At 33.8% G+C, this 17394-nt stretch carries 15 protein-coding genes; all 15 read right to left on the minus strand.

The window, feature by feature from the left end; genetic code table 11:
* Nucleotide 1: 1 nt before the first annotated feature.
* Nucleotides 2-433: a 50S ribosomal protein L16 gene (gene rplP, locus KGF50_RS04015; RefSeq protein ID WP_003421160.1), complete on the minus strand. Its 432-nt coding sequence runs from the start codon at nt 431-433 to the stop codon at nt 2-4.
* A gap of 35 nt (nt 434-468) precedes the next feature.
* Nucleotides 469-1302, minus strand: a complete 834-nt coding sequence (gene rpsC / locus KGF50_RS04020; RefSeq protein WP_227846915.1) for a 30S ribosomal protein S3 — start codon at nt 1300-1302, stop codon at nt 469-471.
* A 22-nt stretch (nt 1303-1324) separates the two neighbouring features.
* On the minus strand, nt 1325-1660 hold the full coding sequence (gene rplV, locus KGF50_RS04025) for a 50S ribosomal protein L22 (RefSeq protein ID WP_227846916.1): 336 nt from the start codon (nt 1658-1660) through the stop codon (nt 1325-1327).
* A 31-nt stretch (nt 1661-1691) separates the two neighbouring features.
* Nucleotides 1692-1973 carry a 30S ribosomal protein S19 gene (gene rpsS, locus KGF50_RS04030; protein WP_021386634.1) on the minus strand — a complete coding sequence of 94 codons (282 nt, stop codon included), beginning with the start codon at nt 1971-1973 and terminating at the stop codon, nt 1692-1694.
* Between the two features lie 34 nt (nt 1974-2007).
* Complete coding sequence (gene rplB, locus KGF50_RS04035) at nt 2008-2838, minus strand: 50S ribosomal protein L2 (protein ID WP_169470378.1); 831 nt, start codon at nt 2836-2838, stop codon at nt 2008-2010.
* A gap of 29 nt (nt 2839-2867) precedes the next feature.
* The gene (rplW, locus tag KGF50_RS04040; RefSeq protein ID WP_003421170.1) at nt 2868-3158 is read right to left on the minus strand and encodes a 50S ribosomal protein L23; all 291 of its coding nucleotides are present in this window, start codon (nt 3156-3158) and stop codon (nt 2868-2870) included.
* Nucleotides 3158-3781: a 50S ribosomal protein L4 gene (gene rplD / locus KGF50_RS04045; protein ID WP_227437028.1), complete on the minus strand. Its 624-nt coding sequence runs from the start codon at nt 3779-3781 to the stop codon at nt 3158-3160. Before rplD ends, rplW begins: the two co-directional genes overlap by 1 nt.
* 29 nt (nt 3782-3810) lie before the next feature.
* Nucleotides 3811-4440, minus strand: a complete 630-nt coding sequence (gene rplC, locus KGF50_RS04050; RefSeq protein WP_227846917.1) for a 50S ribosomal protein L3 — start codon at nt 4438-4440, stop codon at nt 3811-3813.
* A 93-nt stretch (nt 4441-4533) separates the two neighbouring features.
* The gene (rpsJ, locus tag KGF50_RS04055; protein ID WP_054268679.1) at nt 4534-4845 is read right to left on the minus strand and encodes a 30S ribosomal protein S10; all 312 of its coding nucleotides are present in this window, start codon (nt 4843-4845) and stop codon (nt 4534-4536) included.
* A 371-nt stretch (nt 4846-5216) separates the two neighbouring features.
* Nucleotides 5217-6410, minus strand: a complete 1194-nt coding sequence (gene tuf / locus KGF50_RS04060) for an elongation factor Tu (protein WP_227846918.1) — start codon at nt 6408-6410, stop codon at nt 5217-5219.
* 92 nt (nt 6411-6502) lie between these two features.
* The gene (gene fusA / locus KGF50_RS04065) at nt 6503-8569 is read right to left on the minus strand and encodes an elongation factor G (RefSeq protein ID WP_227846919.1); all 2067 of its coding nucleotides are present in this window, start codon (nt 8567-8569) and stop codon (nt 6503-6505) included.
* Between the two features lie 48 nt (nt 8570-8617).
* Nucleotides 8618-9088, minus strand: coding sequence for a 30S ribosomal protein S7 (gene rpsG, locus KGF50_RS04070; protein WP_227437037.1), 471 nt, complete (start codon nt 9086-9088; stop codon nt 8618-8620).
* A gap of 123 nt (nt 9089-9211) precedes the next feature.
* The gene (rpsL, locus tag KGF50_RS04075) at nt 9212-9634 is read right to left on the minus strand and encodes a 30S ribosomal protein S12 (RefSeq protein ID WP_227437039.1); all 423 of its coding nucleotides are present in this window, start codon (nt 9632-9634) and stop codon (nt 9212-9214) included.
* 287 nt (nt 9635-9921) lie between these two features.
* Nucleotides 9922-13407 carry a DNA-directed RNA polymerase subunit beta' gene (gene rpoC, locus KGF50_RS04080; RefSeq protein ID WP_227846920.1) on the minus strand — a complete coding sequence of 1162 codons (3486 nt, stop codon included), beginning with the start codon at nt 13405-13407 and terminating at the stop codon, nt 9922-9924.
* A 41-nt stretch (nt 13408-13448) separates the two neighbouring features.
* Complete coding sequence (locus KGF50_RS04085; protein WP_227846921.1) at nt 13449-17165, minus strand: DNA-directed RNA polymerase subunit beta; 3717 nt, start codon at nt 17163-17165, stop codon at nt 13449-13451.
* Nucleotides 17166-17394: the final 229 nt, after the last annotated feature.

The raw sequence follows: 17394 nt of genomic DNA on the forward strand, positions 1-17394 counted from the left end.
CCTATTCACCACCCTTTACTTCTAAATCTTCTTTTTTAACAAATTTACATTTGATTGGTAATTTATGTGCAGCAAGTCTCATAGCTTCTCTTGCTTTATCTTCAGAAACACCTGCTAATTCAAACATAACTCTTCCTGGCTTAACTACAGCTACCCAATATTCTGGAGAACCTTTCCCTGCACCCATACGAGTTTCTGCTGGTTTTCTTGTTACTGGTTTATGAGGGAATATTTTTATCCAAACCTTTCCCCCTCTTTTTATATATCTAGTCATCGCGATTCTGGCAGCTTCTATTTGATTAGAAGTTATCCAAGAAGCTTCTAAAGCTACTAGTCCAAACTCACCATAAGTAACTTTGTTACCTTTATGAGCTTGCCCAGCCATACTTCCTCTATGAACTCTACGACGCTTTACTCTTTTTGGCATTAACATGAGTATTTTTCCTCCTTCCTTGAACCTAACTATTATTAATTTCCTTTGTTTTCAGTTCTTTGAGGTCTTGATCCACCTTGAGGTCTTTGTCCACCTTGAGGTCTTTGCCCTCTGTAGTTTCCTCTGTTATCGTTTCCTCTTCTATCATTTCCTCTTCTATCGTTTCTTCTGTTATCTCTCTTGTTGTCTCTTCTGTCGCTCTTTCTGCTTTCTTCTCTTGGATTTACACCATCTCTAGTTGGTAAAACTTCACCATTACATATCCAAACTTTTATACCTATTTTTCCATAAGTAGTATTAGCTTCAGCGAAACCATAATCTATATCTGCTCTTAAAGTTTGTAGTGGTACATTTCCTTCACTATAACCTTCAGTTCTAGCCATTTCAGCTCCACCTAATCTTCCTGAAGCAGAAACTTTTATCCCTTTAGCACCAGATTTCATTGCTCTTTGTATAGCTTGTTTCATTGCTCTTCTGAAAGCAACCCTTCTTTCTATAGCTAAAGCTATATTTTCAGATACTAACTGAGCATTTTTATCTGTACTTCTTACTTCTACTATGTTAACTATTATACTTTTCTTTGTCATTTTTTCTAATTCAACTTTTAATGCTTCGATTCCAGCACCAGCTCTTCCTATAACTACACCTGGCTTAGCAACGTGTAAGTCCATTTTTATTTTGTTAGCTGATCTTTCTATTTCTATCTTAGCAACTCCAGCTGAGTATAATCTTTTCTTTAAGAATTTACGTATATTATGGTCTTCTAATAATAAGTTTCCGAACTCTTTTTTATCAGTAGCGAACCATCTTGAGTCCCAATCTTTTATAACACCGACCCTTAAGCCGTGTGGATTAACCTTTTGACCCATTACTTTCCCTCCTATCTATTAATTATTTTTTTTCTTTCACAACAACCTCTATATGAGAAGTTCTTTTTCTTATTGTAGTTGCACGACCCATAGCTCTAGGCATGAATCTCTTCATTGTTGGTCCTTGATTAGCAACTATTGATGCTATATATAATTTTTCAGTATCCATTTCGTGATTGTTTTCTGCGTTAGCTTTAGCTGACTTTACAACTTTAGATATTATTGAAGCTGCTCCTCTTGGAGTGAACTTTAATATCGCTAATGCTTCATCAACATTCTTTCCTCTAACAAGGTCACAGATTTGGCCTGCTTTTCTTGGTGATACACGTACATATTTAGCAGTAGCTTTTGCTTCCATTGTTATTCCTCCTTTCTTAGTCATAATTTAATTATTTTCTCTTATTAGATTTTTCGTCATCCTTATGTCCTTTGAAAGTTCTAGTAGGAACGAACTCACCTAATTTGTGTCCAACCATATCTTCTGTTATATATACTGGAACATGTTTTCTTCCATCATGAACAGCTATAGTGTTTTCTACCATTTGTGGAAATACAGTTGAAGATCTTGACCAAGTCTTTATAACTTCTTTACTTCCACTAGCATTCATAGCTTCTATTTTCTTTAAAAGTCTTGCATGGACAAAAGGTCCTTTTTTAGTTGATCTTGACATTTATATTCCTCCTTTCCGAGCAAAAATAAATTTACTACTTAGTTCTTCTTGATACTATTAACTTATTTGAAGCTTTGTTTTTCTTTCTAGTTTTGTATCCAAGAGCTGGTTTACCCCATGGAGTAACAGGAGATGGTCTACCTATTGGAGATCTACCTTCCCCTCCACCGTGTGGATGGTCGTTAGGGTTCATTACAGAACCTCTTACAGTAGGTCTTATTCCCATATGTCTTTTTCTACCTGCTTTACCAATAACTACGTTACCGTGCTCTATATTTCCAACTTGTCCTATAGTAGCTTTACAGTTTATGCTTACTAATCTCATTTCACCTGATGGTAATCTTAATAAAGCATTTTTTCCTTCTTTAGCCATTAATTGTGCAGAAACTCCAGCAGATCTAACTAATTGAGCTCCTTTTCCTGGCTTTAATTCTATATTATGAATGATAGTACCAACTGGCATATCTTTTAATGCTAAACAGTTTCCTGGTTTTATATCAGCACCTAATCCTGATAAGATAGTATCTCCAACGTTGATTCCAACTGGAGCTAATATATATCTTTTTTCTCCATCAGCATAATTTAATAATGCAATATTTGCAGTTCTGTTTGGATCATATTCTATAGTAGCAACCTTAGCAGGTATACCATCTTTATCTCTTTTAAAATCTATTATTCTATATTTTCTTTTTTGTCCTCCACCTCTATGACGAACAGTTATTCTACCATGTACGTTTCTACCAGCATTTTTCTTTAAGTTAACTAAAAGAGATCTTTCTGGTTGATTACATGTTATTTCATCAGAAACTAAAACTGTCATTTGTCTTAAGGCAGGAGAAGTTGGTCTAAACTTTTTTATAGCCATCTGTTTTCCCTCCTTCGTTTGTTATAATATTACATTCCTTGGAAGAATTCTATTTCTTTACTATCAGCAGTTAATTTAACTACTGCTTTCTTAAAGCTTGCTGTTCTTCCTTGAGTTCTACCCATTCTTTTAACTTTTCCATCGTAGTTTAAAGTATTTACTTTATCAACACTAACTCCGAATACTTTTTCTACTGCTTTTTTTATTTCAGTTTTGTTCGCATCTTTAGCCACAACAAAAGTGTATTTTTTTTCACCCATTTCAGCCATACTGTGCTCAGTTACAACTGGTCTTATTATTACATCATGTGGATTAGTCATTATGCGTACACCTCCTCCACTTTTTTAACAGCATCTGTAGTTATTATAAATGAATCATATTTTAATATATCATATACATTCATAGTATTAACTAATGCAGTTTGAACACCTTCTATATTTCTAGCTGATTTTATTACATTATCATTTTTATCAGCTATAACTACTAAAGCTTTTTTAGCAGCATTTATATTATTTAATATTTGAGCGAATTCTTTAGTTTTAGGAGCATCCATATTTAATGCGTCTAATACTATAACTTCACTATTTTGTATTTTTGAAGATAAAGCACTCTTCATAGCTAATCTTCTTACCTTCTTAGGTAATGTATATTTGTAACTTCTTGGTTTAGGTGCAAAAGCAACTCCTCCACCTACCCATTGTACAGATCTTGTAGAACCTTGTCTTGCTCTACCTGTTCCTTTTTGTTTCCAAGGTTTTCTTCCGCCACCTCTAACTTCTGCTCTAGTTTTAGCAGATTGAGTTCCTTGTCTCTTATTTGCTAATTGATTTTTTACAACTTCATATAAAACATGTCCATTAACTTCTACGCCAAATATAGAATCTGATAATTCTATTTCTCCAACGTTTTGTCCACTAACATTTAGTACATTTAATTTTGGCATTGTTATTCCTCCTTTCTCTAGGTTAGTCATTATTTAGAAACCTTTACAGCTTCTTTTATAGTTACTACTGAACCTTTAGCTCCTGGTATAGCTCCCTTAACTAATATAAGGTTCTTATCAGCATCTACTTTAACAACCTCTAAGTTTTGAACTGTTACCTTTACGCTTCCCATGTGTCCAGCTAATTTTTTGTTTTTAAATACTCTACCTGGGTAAGAACAAGCTCCCATTGAACCTGGTCTTCTGTGGTATCTAGAACCGTGAGTTTCAGGACCTCTACTTTGTCCATGTCTTTTTATTGGACCTTGGAATCCCTTACCTTTACTTATTCCAGTAACATCTATTTTTGCACCTGCTTCAAATACATCAGCTTTTATTTCTTGTCCAACTGTGTATCCTTCTACAGAATCTACTCTAAACTCTTTTAAATGTTTCTTTAAAACATTAGCAGCAGCTAAATGTCCTTTTTTAGGTTTATTTAAAGATTTTTCTTTAGCATCTTCAAAACCTATTTGTATAGCATTGTATCCATCTTTATCAACTGTTTTTATTTGAGTAACGACCATAGGTCCTGCTTCAACAGCTGTTACAGGTATAACTACACCTTTATCAGTGAATATTTGAGTCATACCAACTTTTTTTCCTAATATTCCATTCATATTAGCACCTCCTATAATTCTTACAGCGGATTACATCATTTTAGAAGTAATCATTCTAAGATAGTTACCTATAGGATAATATCTTAGGGGTTCTTATAATTTTATTTCTATATCTACACCTGCTGGTAAGTCTAATCTCATTAATGAGTCAACTGTCTTAGGTGTTGGATTAGCTATGTCGATTAGTCTTTTATGAGTTCTTATTTCAAATTGTTCTCTAGAGTCTTTGTACTTATGTACAGCTCTTAATATAGTTACAATTTGCTTTTCTGTTGGTAGAGGCACAGGTCCTGAAACTTGTGATCCAGCCTTTTTAGCAGTTTCAACTATTTTACCTGCTGAAAAATCTAATAATTTGTGATCATATGATTTTAATCTTATTCTTATTTTTTCATTCTTAGCCATTTTGTTTTCCCTCCTTTATCACGTGTTTAATTTTCAAGTTGCGTACAACCAATACCGACACACTGCTCCGGGTGTGTTGTAACTTTCAAATCGATACCAGTTCGTATTTCACTAGGATTTAATTCTTATTTTCTTAATCTCTCAAGCACACTATTATATTTTATATCATTTGTTACATTTTTTCAAGTTTTTTTTATGTTTTTTTCAATTTTATTTTTTCTTACAACATTATAACCTCAAACTTGATTATTAATCTATCTCAAGGCACTAGTTTAGTATATATGCTTTATTGCTACTTGTCAACAAAAAACAAAAAAGAGAGGTTAAGCCCCCTCTTTTTTTATATGAAATCAATTAGCTTAGTAAAAGATTTATTCAACTATTGTAGCAACAACTCCTGAAGCTACTGTTCTTCCACCTTCTCTTATTGAGAATCTTAATCCCTCTTCTACAACTATTGAGTTTATTAAGTCTACTTCCATTGTTACGTTATCTCCAGGCATTACCATTTCTATTCCATCTGGTAACTTACAAGCTCCTGTTACATCTGTTGTTCTGAAATAAAATTGTGGTCTATATCCATCAAAGAATGGTGTATGTCTTCCACCTTCTTCTTTTTTAAGTACATATACTTCTGCAGTAAATTTTGTGTGTGCTTTTACTGATCCAGTCTTTGCTAGTACTTGTCCTCTTTCTATTTCAGTTCTTTGTACTCCTCTTAATAATGCTCCTATATTATCCCCTGCTTGTGCTTGGTCTAATAATTTTCTGAACATTTCTACTCCTGTTACTACTACTTTTCTTGGTGCTTCTGTTAATCCTACTAATTCTACTTCGTCTTGTACTTTTAATACTCCTCTTTCCACTCTTCCTGTTGCAACTGTTCCTCTTCCTGTGATTGAGAATACGTCTTCTACTGGCATTAAGAATGGTTTGTCAGTATCTCTTTCTGGTGCTGGTATATATTCATCTATTTGCTCGAATAATTCTACTATTTTATTTCCCCATTCGCTCTTTGGATCTTCTAATGCCATTAATGCTGATCCTCTTATTATTGGAGTATCATCTCCTGGGAAATCATATTCTGTTAATAAATCTCTTACTTCCATTTCTACTAGTTCTAATAACTCTTCGTCATCTACCATGTCACATTTGTTTAAGAATACTACTATATATGGTACTCCAACTTGTCTTGATAATAGTATATGCTCTCTTGTTTGTGGCATTGGTCCATCTGTTGCTGAACAAACTAATATTGCTCCATCCATTTGTGCTGCTCCTGTTATCATGTTCTTAACGTAGTCAGCATGTCCTGGGCAGTCAACGTGTGCGTAGTGTCTATTTGGAGTTTCATACTCAACGTGTGCTGTTGATATTGTGATTCCTCTTTCTCTTTCTTCTGGAGCTTTATCTATGTTTGCGAAATCTACTGCTTCTCCTAATTGATATCTGTCATATAATGTTTTTGTTATTGCTGCTGTTAATGTAGTTTTACCGTGGTCAACGTGTCCTATTGTCCCTATATTAACATGAGGTTTTGTTCTTTCGTATTTAGCTTTAGCCATTTTGAATTTCCTCCCTTTAATCTTGTGCAAGACGAGACAAGTCTCGTCTTGCTGATTATTTTTTATATTTATATTATTAATTAATTTTTAAATTATTTTCCTTCAGCTATCTTTTTAGCAACTGAAGCTGGAACTTGTTCATAGTGATCGAATATCATTGTATAAGTTGCACGACCTTGAGTTGAAGATCTTAGGTCTGTAGAGTATCCAAACATTTCTGAAAGTGGAACGAATGCATTTATAACTTGTGCACCGCTTCTTGCTTCCATTCCTTGTATTAATCCTCTTCTTGAGTTTAAGTCACCCATAACATCTCCCATGTAATCTTCAGGAGTAACAACTTCTACTTTGAAGTAAGGCTCTAAAAGAACTGCATTACCTTTCTTCATAGCATCTTTGAATGCCATTGAACCAGCCATTTTGAACGCCATCTCAGAAGAGTCAACCTCATGGTAAGAACCATCATATAACTCAACAGCAACGTCTACAACTGGATAACCAGCAACTATACCAGACTGCATAGCTCCCTGTACACCCATGTCAACTGGACCAACATATTCTTTTGGTACAGATCCACCAACAGTTTTGTTTGTGAACTTGTATCCTTCACCTGGCTCTTGAGGAGCAACTCTAATCTTAACGTGACCGTATTGTCCTCTACCACCTGATTGCTTAGAGTACTTGTATTCAACATCAACTGGTTGAGTTATAGTTTCTCTATATGCAACTTGTGGAGCACCAACTTTAGCTTCTACTTTAAATTCTCTTAATAATCTATCTACTATTATCTCTAAGTGTAACTCACCCATACCAGATATTATAGTTTGTCCTGTTTCTTGGTCAGTTTTAACTGTGAAAGTTGGGTCTTCTTCAGCTAACTTTTGAAGAGCTATACCCATTTTTTCTTGAGCTGCTTTAGAACTTGGTTCTATAGCAACAGATATAACTGGCTCAGGGAATTCCATAGATTCAAGTATTATTGGATTAGCAGGGTCACATAATGTGTCTCCAGTAGTAGTATCTTTTAATCCTACTGCTGCTGCTATATCTCCAGCATAAACTTTAGTTATTTCTTCTCTTGTATTGGCATGCATTTGTAGTATACGACCAATTCTTTCTCTCTTGTTCTTAGTTGCATTTAAAACATAAGAACCAGATTCTAATGTTCCAGAGTAAACTCTGAAGAACGCTAGTTTTCCAACAAATGGGTCAGTCATTATTTTGAATGCTAATGCAGAGAATGGCTCTTCATCAGAAGAATGTCTTTCAGCTTCTTCTCCATCTTCCAATATACCTTTTATAGCTGCTATATCTGTTGGTGCTGGTAAGTAATCTAAAACTGCATCTATTACTAATTGAACACCTTTGTTTCTATAAGCTGTACCACAGAAAACTGGGTTCATTTCACAAGCTATAGTAGCTTTTCTTATAGCAACTTTTAATTCTTCTATAGTAGGTTCTTCACCTTCAAGATATTTCATCATTAATTCTTCATCAGTTTCAGCTACTGATTCAACTAATTTTTCTCTCCACTCAGCGGCTAATTCTTTCATGTCTTCTGGTATGTCTGTTTCTTCCATTTCAACCCCTAGGTCGTCTTTGTATATAACAGCATCCATTTTTAACAAGTCTATTATACCTATGAATGAATCTTCTTTACCTATTGGTAATTGCATAGGAACTGCATTAGAATTTAATCTAGATTTCATCATGCTTACAACATTGTAGAAATCTGCACCTAATATATCCATTTTATTTACAAAAGCTATTCTAGGTACTCCATAAGTTTCAGCTTGTCTCCATACATTTTCTGATTGAGGCTCAACCCCACCTTTTGCACAGAATACAGCAACTGAACCGTCAAGAACTCTTAGAGATCTTTCAACTTCAACTGTGAAGTCCACGTGTCCAGGAGTATCTATTATATTTATTCTATGGTCTTTCCATGAAGCAGTAGTAGCGGCAGAAGTTATTGTTATACCTCTTTCCTTTTCTTGCTCCATCCAGTCCATTTGAGAAGCTCCTTCATGAGTTTCTCCTATCTTATGAGTTTGCCCAGTGTAAAACAGGATTCTTTCTGTAGTAGTAGTTTTCCCTGCATCTATATGAGCCATGATTCCTATATTCCTAGTTCTTTCCAAAGGAAACTTTCTAGCCATGGTTATCCTCCTTATGATATCCTCAATTTTATAAGATATCTATATATCCTACCATCTATAATGAGCAAATGCTTTATTAGCTTCTGCCATTTTATGAGTATCTTCTTTTTTCTTAACTGAAGCTCCTGTGTTGTTAGCTGCGTCCATTATTTCCTTAGCTAATTTATCAACCATTCCTTTTTCTCCACGAGCTCTAGTATATTTTACTAACCATCTTAAACCTAATGTTTGTCTTCTTTCAGGTCTAACTTCGATTGGCACTTGGTAGTTTGCCCCACCAACTCTTCTTGCTTTTACTTCTAAAACAGGCATTATATTATCCATTGCCTTATTAAATACTTCTAAAGCATCTTCTCCTGTTTTTTCAGCAATAACTGTGAAAGCATCATAAACTATTGTTTGAGACTTTCCTTTTTTTCCGTCTACCATTAAATTATTTATTAATTTAGTAACTACCTTACTCCCATACATAGGATCTGGTAAAACTTCTCTCTTTGGAACATTACCTTTTCTTGGCATTTCGCTTCCCTCCTTAATTATTTAACTTAAATCATAGGTACTCGACATAAATCATTTAATGCCGTGATGCCATAAATATCTATATATTTAAAGCACCGAACTATAATCAATCATTAATTGTTTTTATTTTTTAGCGTCCTTAGGTTTCTTAGCACCATACTTAGATCTTGATTGTCTTCTCTTATCAACACCTGCTGTATCTAAAGTACCTCTTAGTATATGGTATCTAACCCCTGGAAGGTCTTTTACTCTTCCGCCTCTTATAAGAACAACACTATGCTCTTGTAAGTTATGTCCTTCTCCTGGTATATAAGCAGAAACTTCTATACCATTAGTTAATCTAACTCTGGCAACTTTTCTTAAAGCTGAGTTAGGTTTCTTAGGAGTAACTGTTTTTACTGAAGTACAAACCCCTCTTTTTTGTGGAGCACTCGCGTCAGTTACTTTCTTGTTTAAAGAGTTGTAACCTTTTTGTAATGCTGGAGCAGTAGATTTCTTTTCAACTGCTTTTCTACTTTTACGAACTAATTGGTTAATTGTTGGCATCATCTGCACCTCCTTCCAAATTTTCGATCTTATCAGTGACCGCCAACTACATCAATATGAATACTCATACTGACTGATTGTAACATTTGTTACTTACAATTTAATGTTTATAGCACATGAATATGTGATATTAGCACTTTTCTAGCTTGATGCTTTTAGTTCTTGTTTATTGCCATTTAAAAGTCACTAAGAGCTCATATAAGCCCTTAGTGTACTTTTAAACAACACACTTTACTATTTTAACACCACAAATAATGGTTGTCAAGATTTCTTTACTCTATCTGCCATTAATCTTCAATTTTTTCAACAGCTATATTTCTATATTTCTTCATTCCTGTTCCTGCTGGTATTAGCTTACCTAATATAACATTCTCTTTAAGCCCTATTAGGTGATCTTCTTTACCTTTTATCGCAGCTTCTGTTAATACTCTTGTTGTTTCCTGGAATGAAGCTGCTGATAAGAATGAATCAGTTGCAAGAGATGCTTTAGTTATACCAAGCAATACTCTTTTAGCGACTGCTGGTCTTAAGTCTTTAGCTATAGCTTCTTCATTACATCTATTAAATGTTAATACATCTTCATATCCACCTGGTAATAAATCTGTATCTCCTGGGTCTTCAACTTTAACTTTAGATAGCATTTGTCTTACTATAACTTCTATATGCTTATCGTTAACATCAACCCCTTGAAGTCTATAAACCCTTTGAACTTCTTTAACTATATATTCTTGAACGCCTTTAACACCTTTTACTCTTACTATATCATGAGGATTTATAAATCCTTGTGTTAAAGGATCTCCAGCTTCTAACATTTGTCCTTGCTTAACTTTTAATCTAGAACCATATGGTATCACATATGTTTGAGTTTCGCCTTCTCCTGGTATTACATTTACTTCTTTTCTTTTTCCAGTTTCATCTATTTCAACTCTACCAGATATTTCAGTTATTACAGCTAAGCCTTTTGGCTTTCTAGCTTCGAATAATTCTTCAACCCTAGGAAGACCTTGAGTTATATCGGCTCCTGCAACCCCTCCAGTATGGAATGTACGCATTGTAAGCTGAGTACCCGGCTCACCTATAGATTGAGCTGCTATTATACCAACTGCTTCACCTATATTAACTTCTTTTCCTGTAGCTAAGTTTCTACCATAGCACTTAGAACAAACTCCATGATTAGTTTTACAGTTAAGAACTGTTCTTATCCTAATTTTTTCAATACCTAAATCTACTATAGTTTCTGCTTCATCTTCTTGTATCATAGCGTCAGCTTCAACTATAATTTCACCAGTTTCAGGATTTAATATAGGGTCTATAGTGTATCTTCCTACAATTCTATCATATATCTCTTCTATAACTTCATTTCCTTCTTTTATTGCATAAATTTCTGTAGTATCTTCTGTTCCACAATCTATTTCTCTTACAATAACATCTTGACTTACATCAACAAGTCTTCTTGTTAAGTATCCAGATTCAGCTGTACGTATAGCTGTATCAGCAAGACCTTTTCTGGCACCATGTGAAGATGTAAAGTATTCAAGTACTGATAAACCTTCACGGAAATTAGATTTAACTGGTATCTCAACTGTTTTACCAGATGCATTGGCCATAAGACCACGCATACCTGCTAGCTGTCTAATTTGGTTTTTAGAACCTCTGGCTCCTGAATGTGCCATTATATATATATTGTTTAATCTATCTAGTCCACCCATAAGAGCATCAGTAACCTTATCAGTTGTTTCTGTCCATGTCTCTATAACTTTTTCATATCTTTCTTCATTAGATATTAAACCTCTTCTGTATGCTTTTTCATATTTATCAACTTTTGCTTCTGCCTCAGATATAAATACTTTCTTTTCTTCTGGAACACTCATATCAGCAACCGCAACTGTTATACCACCTAATGTAGAATATTTAAATCCTAGAGATTTTATATAATCTAGTAATTCAGCTGTTTCTGTATTTCCATGTTTTCTAAAGCACTTATCTATTATTTTACCAAGAGATTTTTTATCTGCTAAGAAGTCAACTTCAAGAGCAAATGGGTTTTCATTTCTGTCTACAAATCCTAAATCTTGAGGTATACTTTCATTAAATATAAATCTACCAACTGTACTTTCAACTAATGAACTTCTTCCATCTTCAAGAGTTACCTTTAGTTTTACTAACGCATGTAGGTGAACTGATTTATTGTAATAAGCAAGTAATAGCTCATTAAAGTCTTTAAATACCATTCCTGTTCCTTTAGCATCATCTTGTGCTTCTATTGTTAGATAATAACAACCTAAAACCATATCCTGAGATGGAGTAGTTATAGGAGAACCATCTTTAGGAGCAAGAATGTTGTTTACAGAAAGCATTAAGAATCTTGCTTCAGCTTGTGCTTCTACTGATAAAGGTACATGGACCGCCATTTGGTCACCATCGAAGTCTGCATTGTAAGCTGTACATACAAGAGGATGTAGCTTTATAGCTTTACCTTCAACCAAGATTGGTTCAAATGCTTGTATACCTAATCTATGTAGAGTCGGCGCACGGTTAAGAAGAACTGGATGGCTTTTTATAACATCTTCTAAAACATCCCAAACTTCTGGCTTAACTTTTTCTACTATAGATTTTGCACTTTTTATATTATGTGCATATCCTTCTTTAACTAGTTTATCCATAACAAATGGCTTGAATAGTTCTAGTGCCATTTTCTTTGGAAGACCACATTGATAGAATTTAAGTTCTGGTCCAACAACTATAACAGAACGTCCTGAGTAGTCAACACGCTTACCAAGTAAGTTTTGACGGAAACGACCTTGTTTCCCTTTTAACATATCTGATAAAGACTTAAGTGGTCTATTTCCAGGTCCTGTTACAGGTCTACCTCTTCTACCATTATCTATTAATGCATCAACTGCTTCTTGAAGCATTCTTTTTTCATTTCTTACAATTATATCTGGAGCTCCAAGCTCTAGTAATCTCTTAAGTCTATTATTTCTGTTTATAACTCTTCTATATAAATCATTTAAGTCTGAAGTTGCAAATCTTCCACCATCAAGTTGTACCATTGGTCTTAAATCTGGTGGTATTACTGGTATTGCATCTAAAATCATCCATTCTGGTTTATTCCCAGATTTTTTAAATGCTTCTACAACTTCTAATCTTCTTATTGTTCTAACTTTCTTTTGTCCTGTACTGTCTTTTAATTCCGCTCTTAGGTCTTTGCTTTGTTGCTCTAAATCTATGTTTTGTAACAATATCTTTACAGCTTCAGCACCCATACCTACAGTAAAAGTATATCCATATTTTTCAAGAGCAGTTCTATACTCTTTTTCTGTCAATAACTGCTTTTCATTTAATCCAGTTTCTCCTGGATCAACTACTACATATGAAGCAAAGTATAGTATTTTTTCTAATGATCTTGGTGACATATCAAGTAGAAGTCCCATTCTACTTGGTATACCTTTAAAGTACCAGATGTGAGACATAGGAGCTGCTAGCTCTATATGTCCCATTCTTTCTCTTCTTACTTTTGATTTAGTTACTTCTACTCCACATCTATCACAAACTACACCTTTGTATCTAACTCTTCTATATTTACCACAATGACACTCCCAGTCTTTTTGTGGTCCAAATATTCTTTCGCAGAAAAGACCATCTTTTTCTGGTTTTAAAGTACGGTAATTTATAGTTTCTGGCTTTTTAACTTCTCCTCTAGACCATTGTCTTATTTTTTCTGGAGAAGCCAATGCTATTTTTATCGACTCGAAATTGTTTAATTCAAACAAGGAGTTCTCTCCCTTCTATTTGAGATTTACATTAATTAAATTTACACATCAAAGTCATCACCATCAAAGTCTATTTCTTCTTCAAATAAATCTTCTTCAGCGAATTCTTCTAAATTCTCTATATCCTCATCTTCTACGTTTTCCGTAAAATCATCTTCAATTTCTTCTATTATATTACTTTCTTCAACTTCTCCCATGTTGTTTACAACATCTAGTTCAAATTCACCTATTGTGTCATCTTCATCTACAGATTCTCTTACTTCTATTTCTTGATCTTCATCTGTTAATACTTTTACATCTAAGCATAAACTTTGAAGTTCTTTTATAAGAACCTTAAATGATTCTGGGATTCCTGGCTCAGGTATATTTTCACCTTTAACTATAGCTTCGTAAGTTCTAACACGACCTACAACATCATCAGACTTAACAGTAAGTATTTCTTGAAGTATATGAGCAGCTCCATATGCTTCTAGAGCCCAAACCTCCATCTCTCCAAATCTTTGTCCACCAAATTGTGCTTTACCACCTAGTGGCTGTTGAGTAACTAATGAGTATGGTCCAGTACTTCTTGCATGTAGTTTTTCATCAACTAAATGATGTAGTTTTAAGTAGTACATATATCCAACAGTTATTCTATTATCAAAAGTTTCACCTGTTCTACCATCATATAAAGTTAATTTACCATCTCTAGGATATCCAGCGTCTTCAAGGGCATCCATTATATCATACTCATTGGCACCATCAAATACTGATGTTGCAACATACCATCCTAAAGTCTTAGCAGCAAGTCCTAAATGAACCTCTAAAACCTGACCGATGTTCATACGTGATGGTATACCTTGTGGGTTAAGTATTATATCTAGTGGAGTTCCATTTTCCATAAATGGCATATCTTCTTCTGGTAATATTCTTGAGATAACCCCTTTATTACCATGACGACCAGCCATTTTATCTCCAACTTTTATTTTTCTCTTTTTAGCTATATAACATCTTACTAATTCATTTACTCCTGGAGATAAATCATCTCCATTTTCTCTAGTAAATACTTTTACATCAACTATTATACCAGATTCACCATGAGGTACTTTAAGTGAAGTATCTCTAACTTCTCTAGCCTTTTCACCAAATATTGCACGAAGTAATCTTTCCTCAGCTGTAAGTTCAGTTTCCCCTTTTGGAGTTACTTTACCAACTAATATATCTCCTGAATCTACTTCTGCACCTATTCTTATTATACCTCTGTCATCCAAGTTCTTAATTGCACTATCTCCAACATTAGGTATATCTCTAGTTATTTCCTCTGGTCCTAGTTTTGTATCTCTAGCTTCACATTCATATTCTTCTATATGAATTGTTGATAGTCTATCTTCTTTAACTAATCTTTCATTTATTAATATGGCATCTTCGTAGTTATAACCTTCCCAAGTCATGAATGCTATAAGACAGTTTCTTCCAAGTGCTACTTCTCCTAAATCAGTTGCTGGACCGTCTGCTATAACATCTCCTTGCATTATTTGCTCACCTTTAGTTATTATAGGTGTTTGATTTATACAAGTACCTGAGTTTGAACGTTTAAATTTAAGTAGATTATATCTATCTCTATTTCCATCTTCTCTTTTTATAATTATCTCATCTGCTGTTACTCTTTCTGCTATACCAGAATTTCTAGCAACAACAACTGCTCCAGAGTCTTTTGCAGCTCTATATTCTATACCAGTTCCTATGATTGGTGCTTCTCTTCTAACTAGAGGCACTGCCTGACGTTGCATGTTCGCTCCCATAAGGGCACGGTTGGCGTCATCATTTTCTAAGAAAGGTATCATAGCAGTGGCAACAGATACAACCTGCTTAGGAGATATATCCATATAATCTACTCTACTTTCAGGAACCATTTCAACAGCACCATTTACAGTTCTACAAACAACTCTATGGTTTACGAATTTACCATCGTCTGTTAATGGCTCATTTGCCTGAGCTCTTACGAATAAATCTTCTTCATCAGCAGTTAAATAATGTATCTCATCAGTAACTGTTGATGTTACTTTATCAAATTTTCTATATGGTGATTCTATAAATCCAAATTCATTTATTTTTGCATAAGTTCCAAGAGAGTTTATAAGACCGATATTTGGTCCTTCTGGAGTCTCTATCGGACACATTCTACCGTAGTGTGAATGGTGAACGTCACGCACTTCGAATCCAGCTCTTTCTCTTGAAAGACCTCCAGGTCCAAGAGCTGATAATCTTCTCTTATGTGTTAACTCAGATAAAGGATTTGTTTGGTCCATGAACTGAGATAACTGAGAACTACCAAAGAATTCTTTTATTGCAGCTGAAACTGGTCTTATGTTAACTAACGCTTGAGGCGTTATAGCTTCCATATCTTGAACTGTCATTCTTTCTTTTATGACTCTTTCCATTCTTGAAAGACCAATTCTAACTTGGTTTTGTAATAATTCTCCTACAGATCTTATTCTTCTATTTCCTAAATGGTCTATATCATCAATATTTCCTATATTATAGAAGATATTGAACTCATAACTTATTGAAGCTATTATATCGTCTAATAATATATGTTTTGGTATAAGTTCTTTAATTCTTGATTTTATAGCTTCTTTTATTTCTTCTTCATCACTATATCCATCTAAAATTTCTTTTAATGTTGGATAATGCACTTTTTCTTTTATGTTTAAATCATCTATGTCAAAATCAATATGAGACTTAATGTCTACAAAATTATTTCCTATAACTCTAACTTTCTTATCATCATCCATCAATAGATTTACTACATTTATACCTGCATTTTGTATGTCTTTAGCTAACTCATAGCTTATTTTTTCTCCAGCTTTTACAAATACTTCTCCTGTTTCAGGATTTATTATGTCTTCTGCTGAAATTCTATTCATAATTCTATAGCATAAAGCAAGTTTTTTATTAAATTTGTATCTACCAACTTTTGCTAAATCATATCTCTTTGGATCAAAGAATAAAGCATTTAACAAAGATGATGCACTTTCTACAGTAGGCGGTTCACCTGGTCTTAATTTTTTATATATCTCAACAAGACCTTCCTCTACTGTCTTAGTATTATCCTTTTCTAAGGTAGCAGATAATCTTTCGTCTTCTCCTAAAAGGTCAATTATTTCTGCATCTGTCCCTATTCCTAACGCTCTAAGTAAAACTGTAACTGGTTGTTTTCTTGTTCTATCAACTCTTACAGATATTACATCGTTAGAATCTGTTTCATATTCTAACCATGCTCCTCTATTAGGAATTACAGTAGATGAAATTAATCTCTTACCTGTTTTGTCTCTCTCTTCCGCATAGTAAACACCAGGAGATCTAACTAATTGACTTACGATAACTCTTTCTGCCCCATTTATAACGAAAGTTCCTCTTTCTGTCATTAAAGGGAAGTCACCCATAAATACTTCTTGTTCTTTTATTTCGCCTGTTTCTTTATTTATAAGTCTTACCTTAACTTTTAGAGGTGCACAATATGTAGCATCTCTCTCTTTACACTCTTCTATATCGTACTTTGGTTTATCATCTAAAGAATAGTCAACAAATTCCAATATAAGATTACCAGTATAATCTTCTATTGGTGAAATATCATCAAACACTTCTTTTAAACCTTCTTTTAAAAACCACTCATAGGAATCTACTTGAATTTCTATAAGATTTGGCACATCAGCTATTTCCTTAATTTTAGAAAAGCTCATTCTAGTTCTTTTACCTATCGTGACAGGATGTGGCATTCACTTTTCACCTCTCAATAATTAAAAATAAAACAATAGTTCATTCTAACGCATCTAATAATTTTAGCATAATGTCAAGTATTTTTCAATATATTTTTTATCTTATATGTAAACTATGCATTATTTTTGATTTTTTGTAAATTATTTTAAGCATATATTATGTATTATGTACAATTCTTCAATATAAAATCCAATTTTTTCATTTATCGGTGTAATTTTCTATAAAAAG

The sequence above is a fragment of the Clostridioides sp. ZZV15-6598 genome (assembly GCF_020657705.1).
GTDB lineage: Bacteria > Bacillota > Clostridia > Peptostreptococcales > Peptostreptococcaceae > Clostridioides > Clostridioides difficile_F.

Bases quoted from the DNA above. Each gene is read 5' to 3' on its own strand.
- fusA (WP_227846919.1), bottom strand. From the start codon at position 8,569: ATGGCTAGAAAGTTTCCTTTGGAAAGAACTAGGAATATAGGAATCATG.
- rpsG (WP_227437037.1), bottom strand. From the start codon at position 9,088: ATGCCAAGAAAAGGTAATGTTCCAAAGAGAGAAGTTTTACCAGATCCT.
- rpsC (WP_227846915.1), bottom strand. From the start codon at position 1,302: ATGGGTCAAAAGGTTAATCCACACGGCTTAAGGGTCGGTGTTATAAAA.
- rplV (WP_227846916.1), bottom strand. From the start codon at position 1,660: ATGGAAGCAAAAGCTACTGCTAAATATGTACGTGTATCACCAAGAAAA.
- tuf (WP_227846918.1), bottom strand. From the start codon at position 6,410: ATGGCTAAAGCTAAATACGAAAGAACAAAACCTCATGTTAATATAGGG.
- rpsS (WP_021386634.1), bottom strand. From the start codon at position 1,973: ATGTCAAGATCAACTAAAAAAGGACCTTTTGTCCATGCAAGACTTTTA.
- rplB (WP_169470378.1), bottom strand. From the start codon at position 2,838: ATGGCTATAAAAAAGTTTAGACCAACTTCTCCTGCCTTAAGACAAATG.
- rplP (WP_003421160.1), bottom strand. From the start codon at position 433: ATGTTAATGCCAAAAAGAGTAAAGCGTCGTAGAGTTCATAGAGGAAGT.
- rpsJ (WP_054268679.1), bottom strand. From the start codon at position 4,845: ATGGCTAAGAATGAAAAAATAAGAATAAGATTAAAATCATATGATCAC.
- rplC (WP_227846917.1), bottom strand. From the start codon at position 4,440: ATGAATGGAATATTAGGAAAAAAAGTTGGTATGACTCAAATATTCACT.
- KGF50_RS04085 (WP_227846921.1), bottom strand. From the start codon at position 17,165: ATGCCACATCCTGTCACGATAGGTAAAAGAACTAGAATGAGCTTTTCT.
- rplW (WP_003421170.1), bottom strand. From the start codon at position 3,158: ATGACTAATCCACATGATGTAATAATAAGACCAGTTGTAACTGAGCAC.
- rpsL (WP_227437039.1), bottom strand. From the start codon at position 9,634: ATGCCAACAATTAACCAATTAGTTCGTAAAAGTAGAAAAGCAGTTGAA.
- rplD (WP_227437028.1), bottom strand. From the start codon at position 3,781: ATGCCAAAATTAAATGTACTAAATGTTAGTGGACAAAACGTTGGAGAA.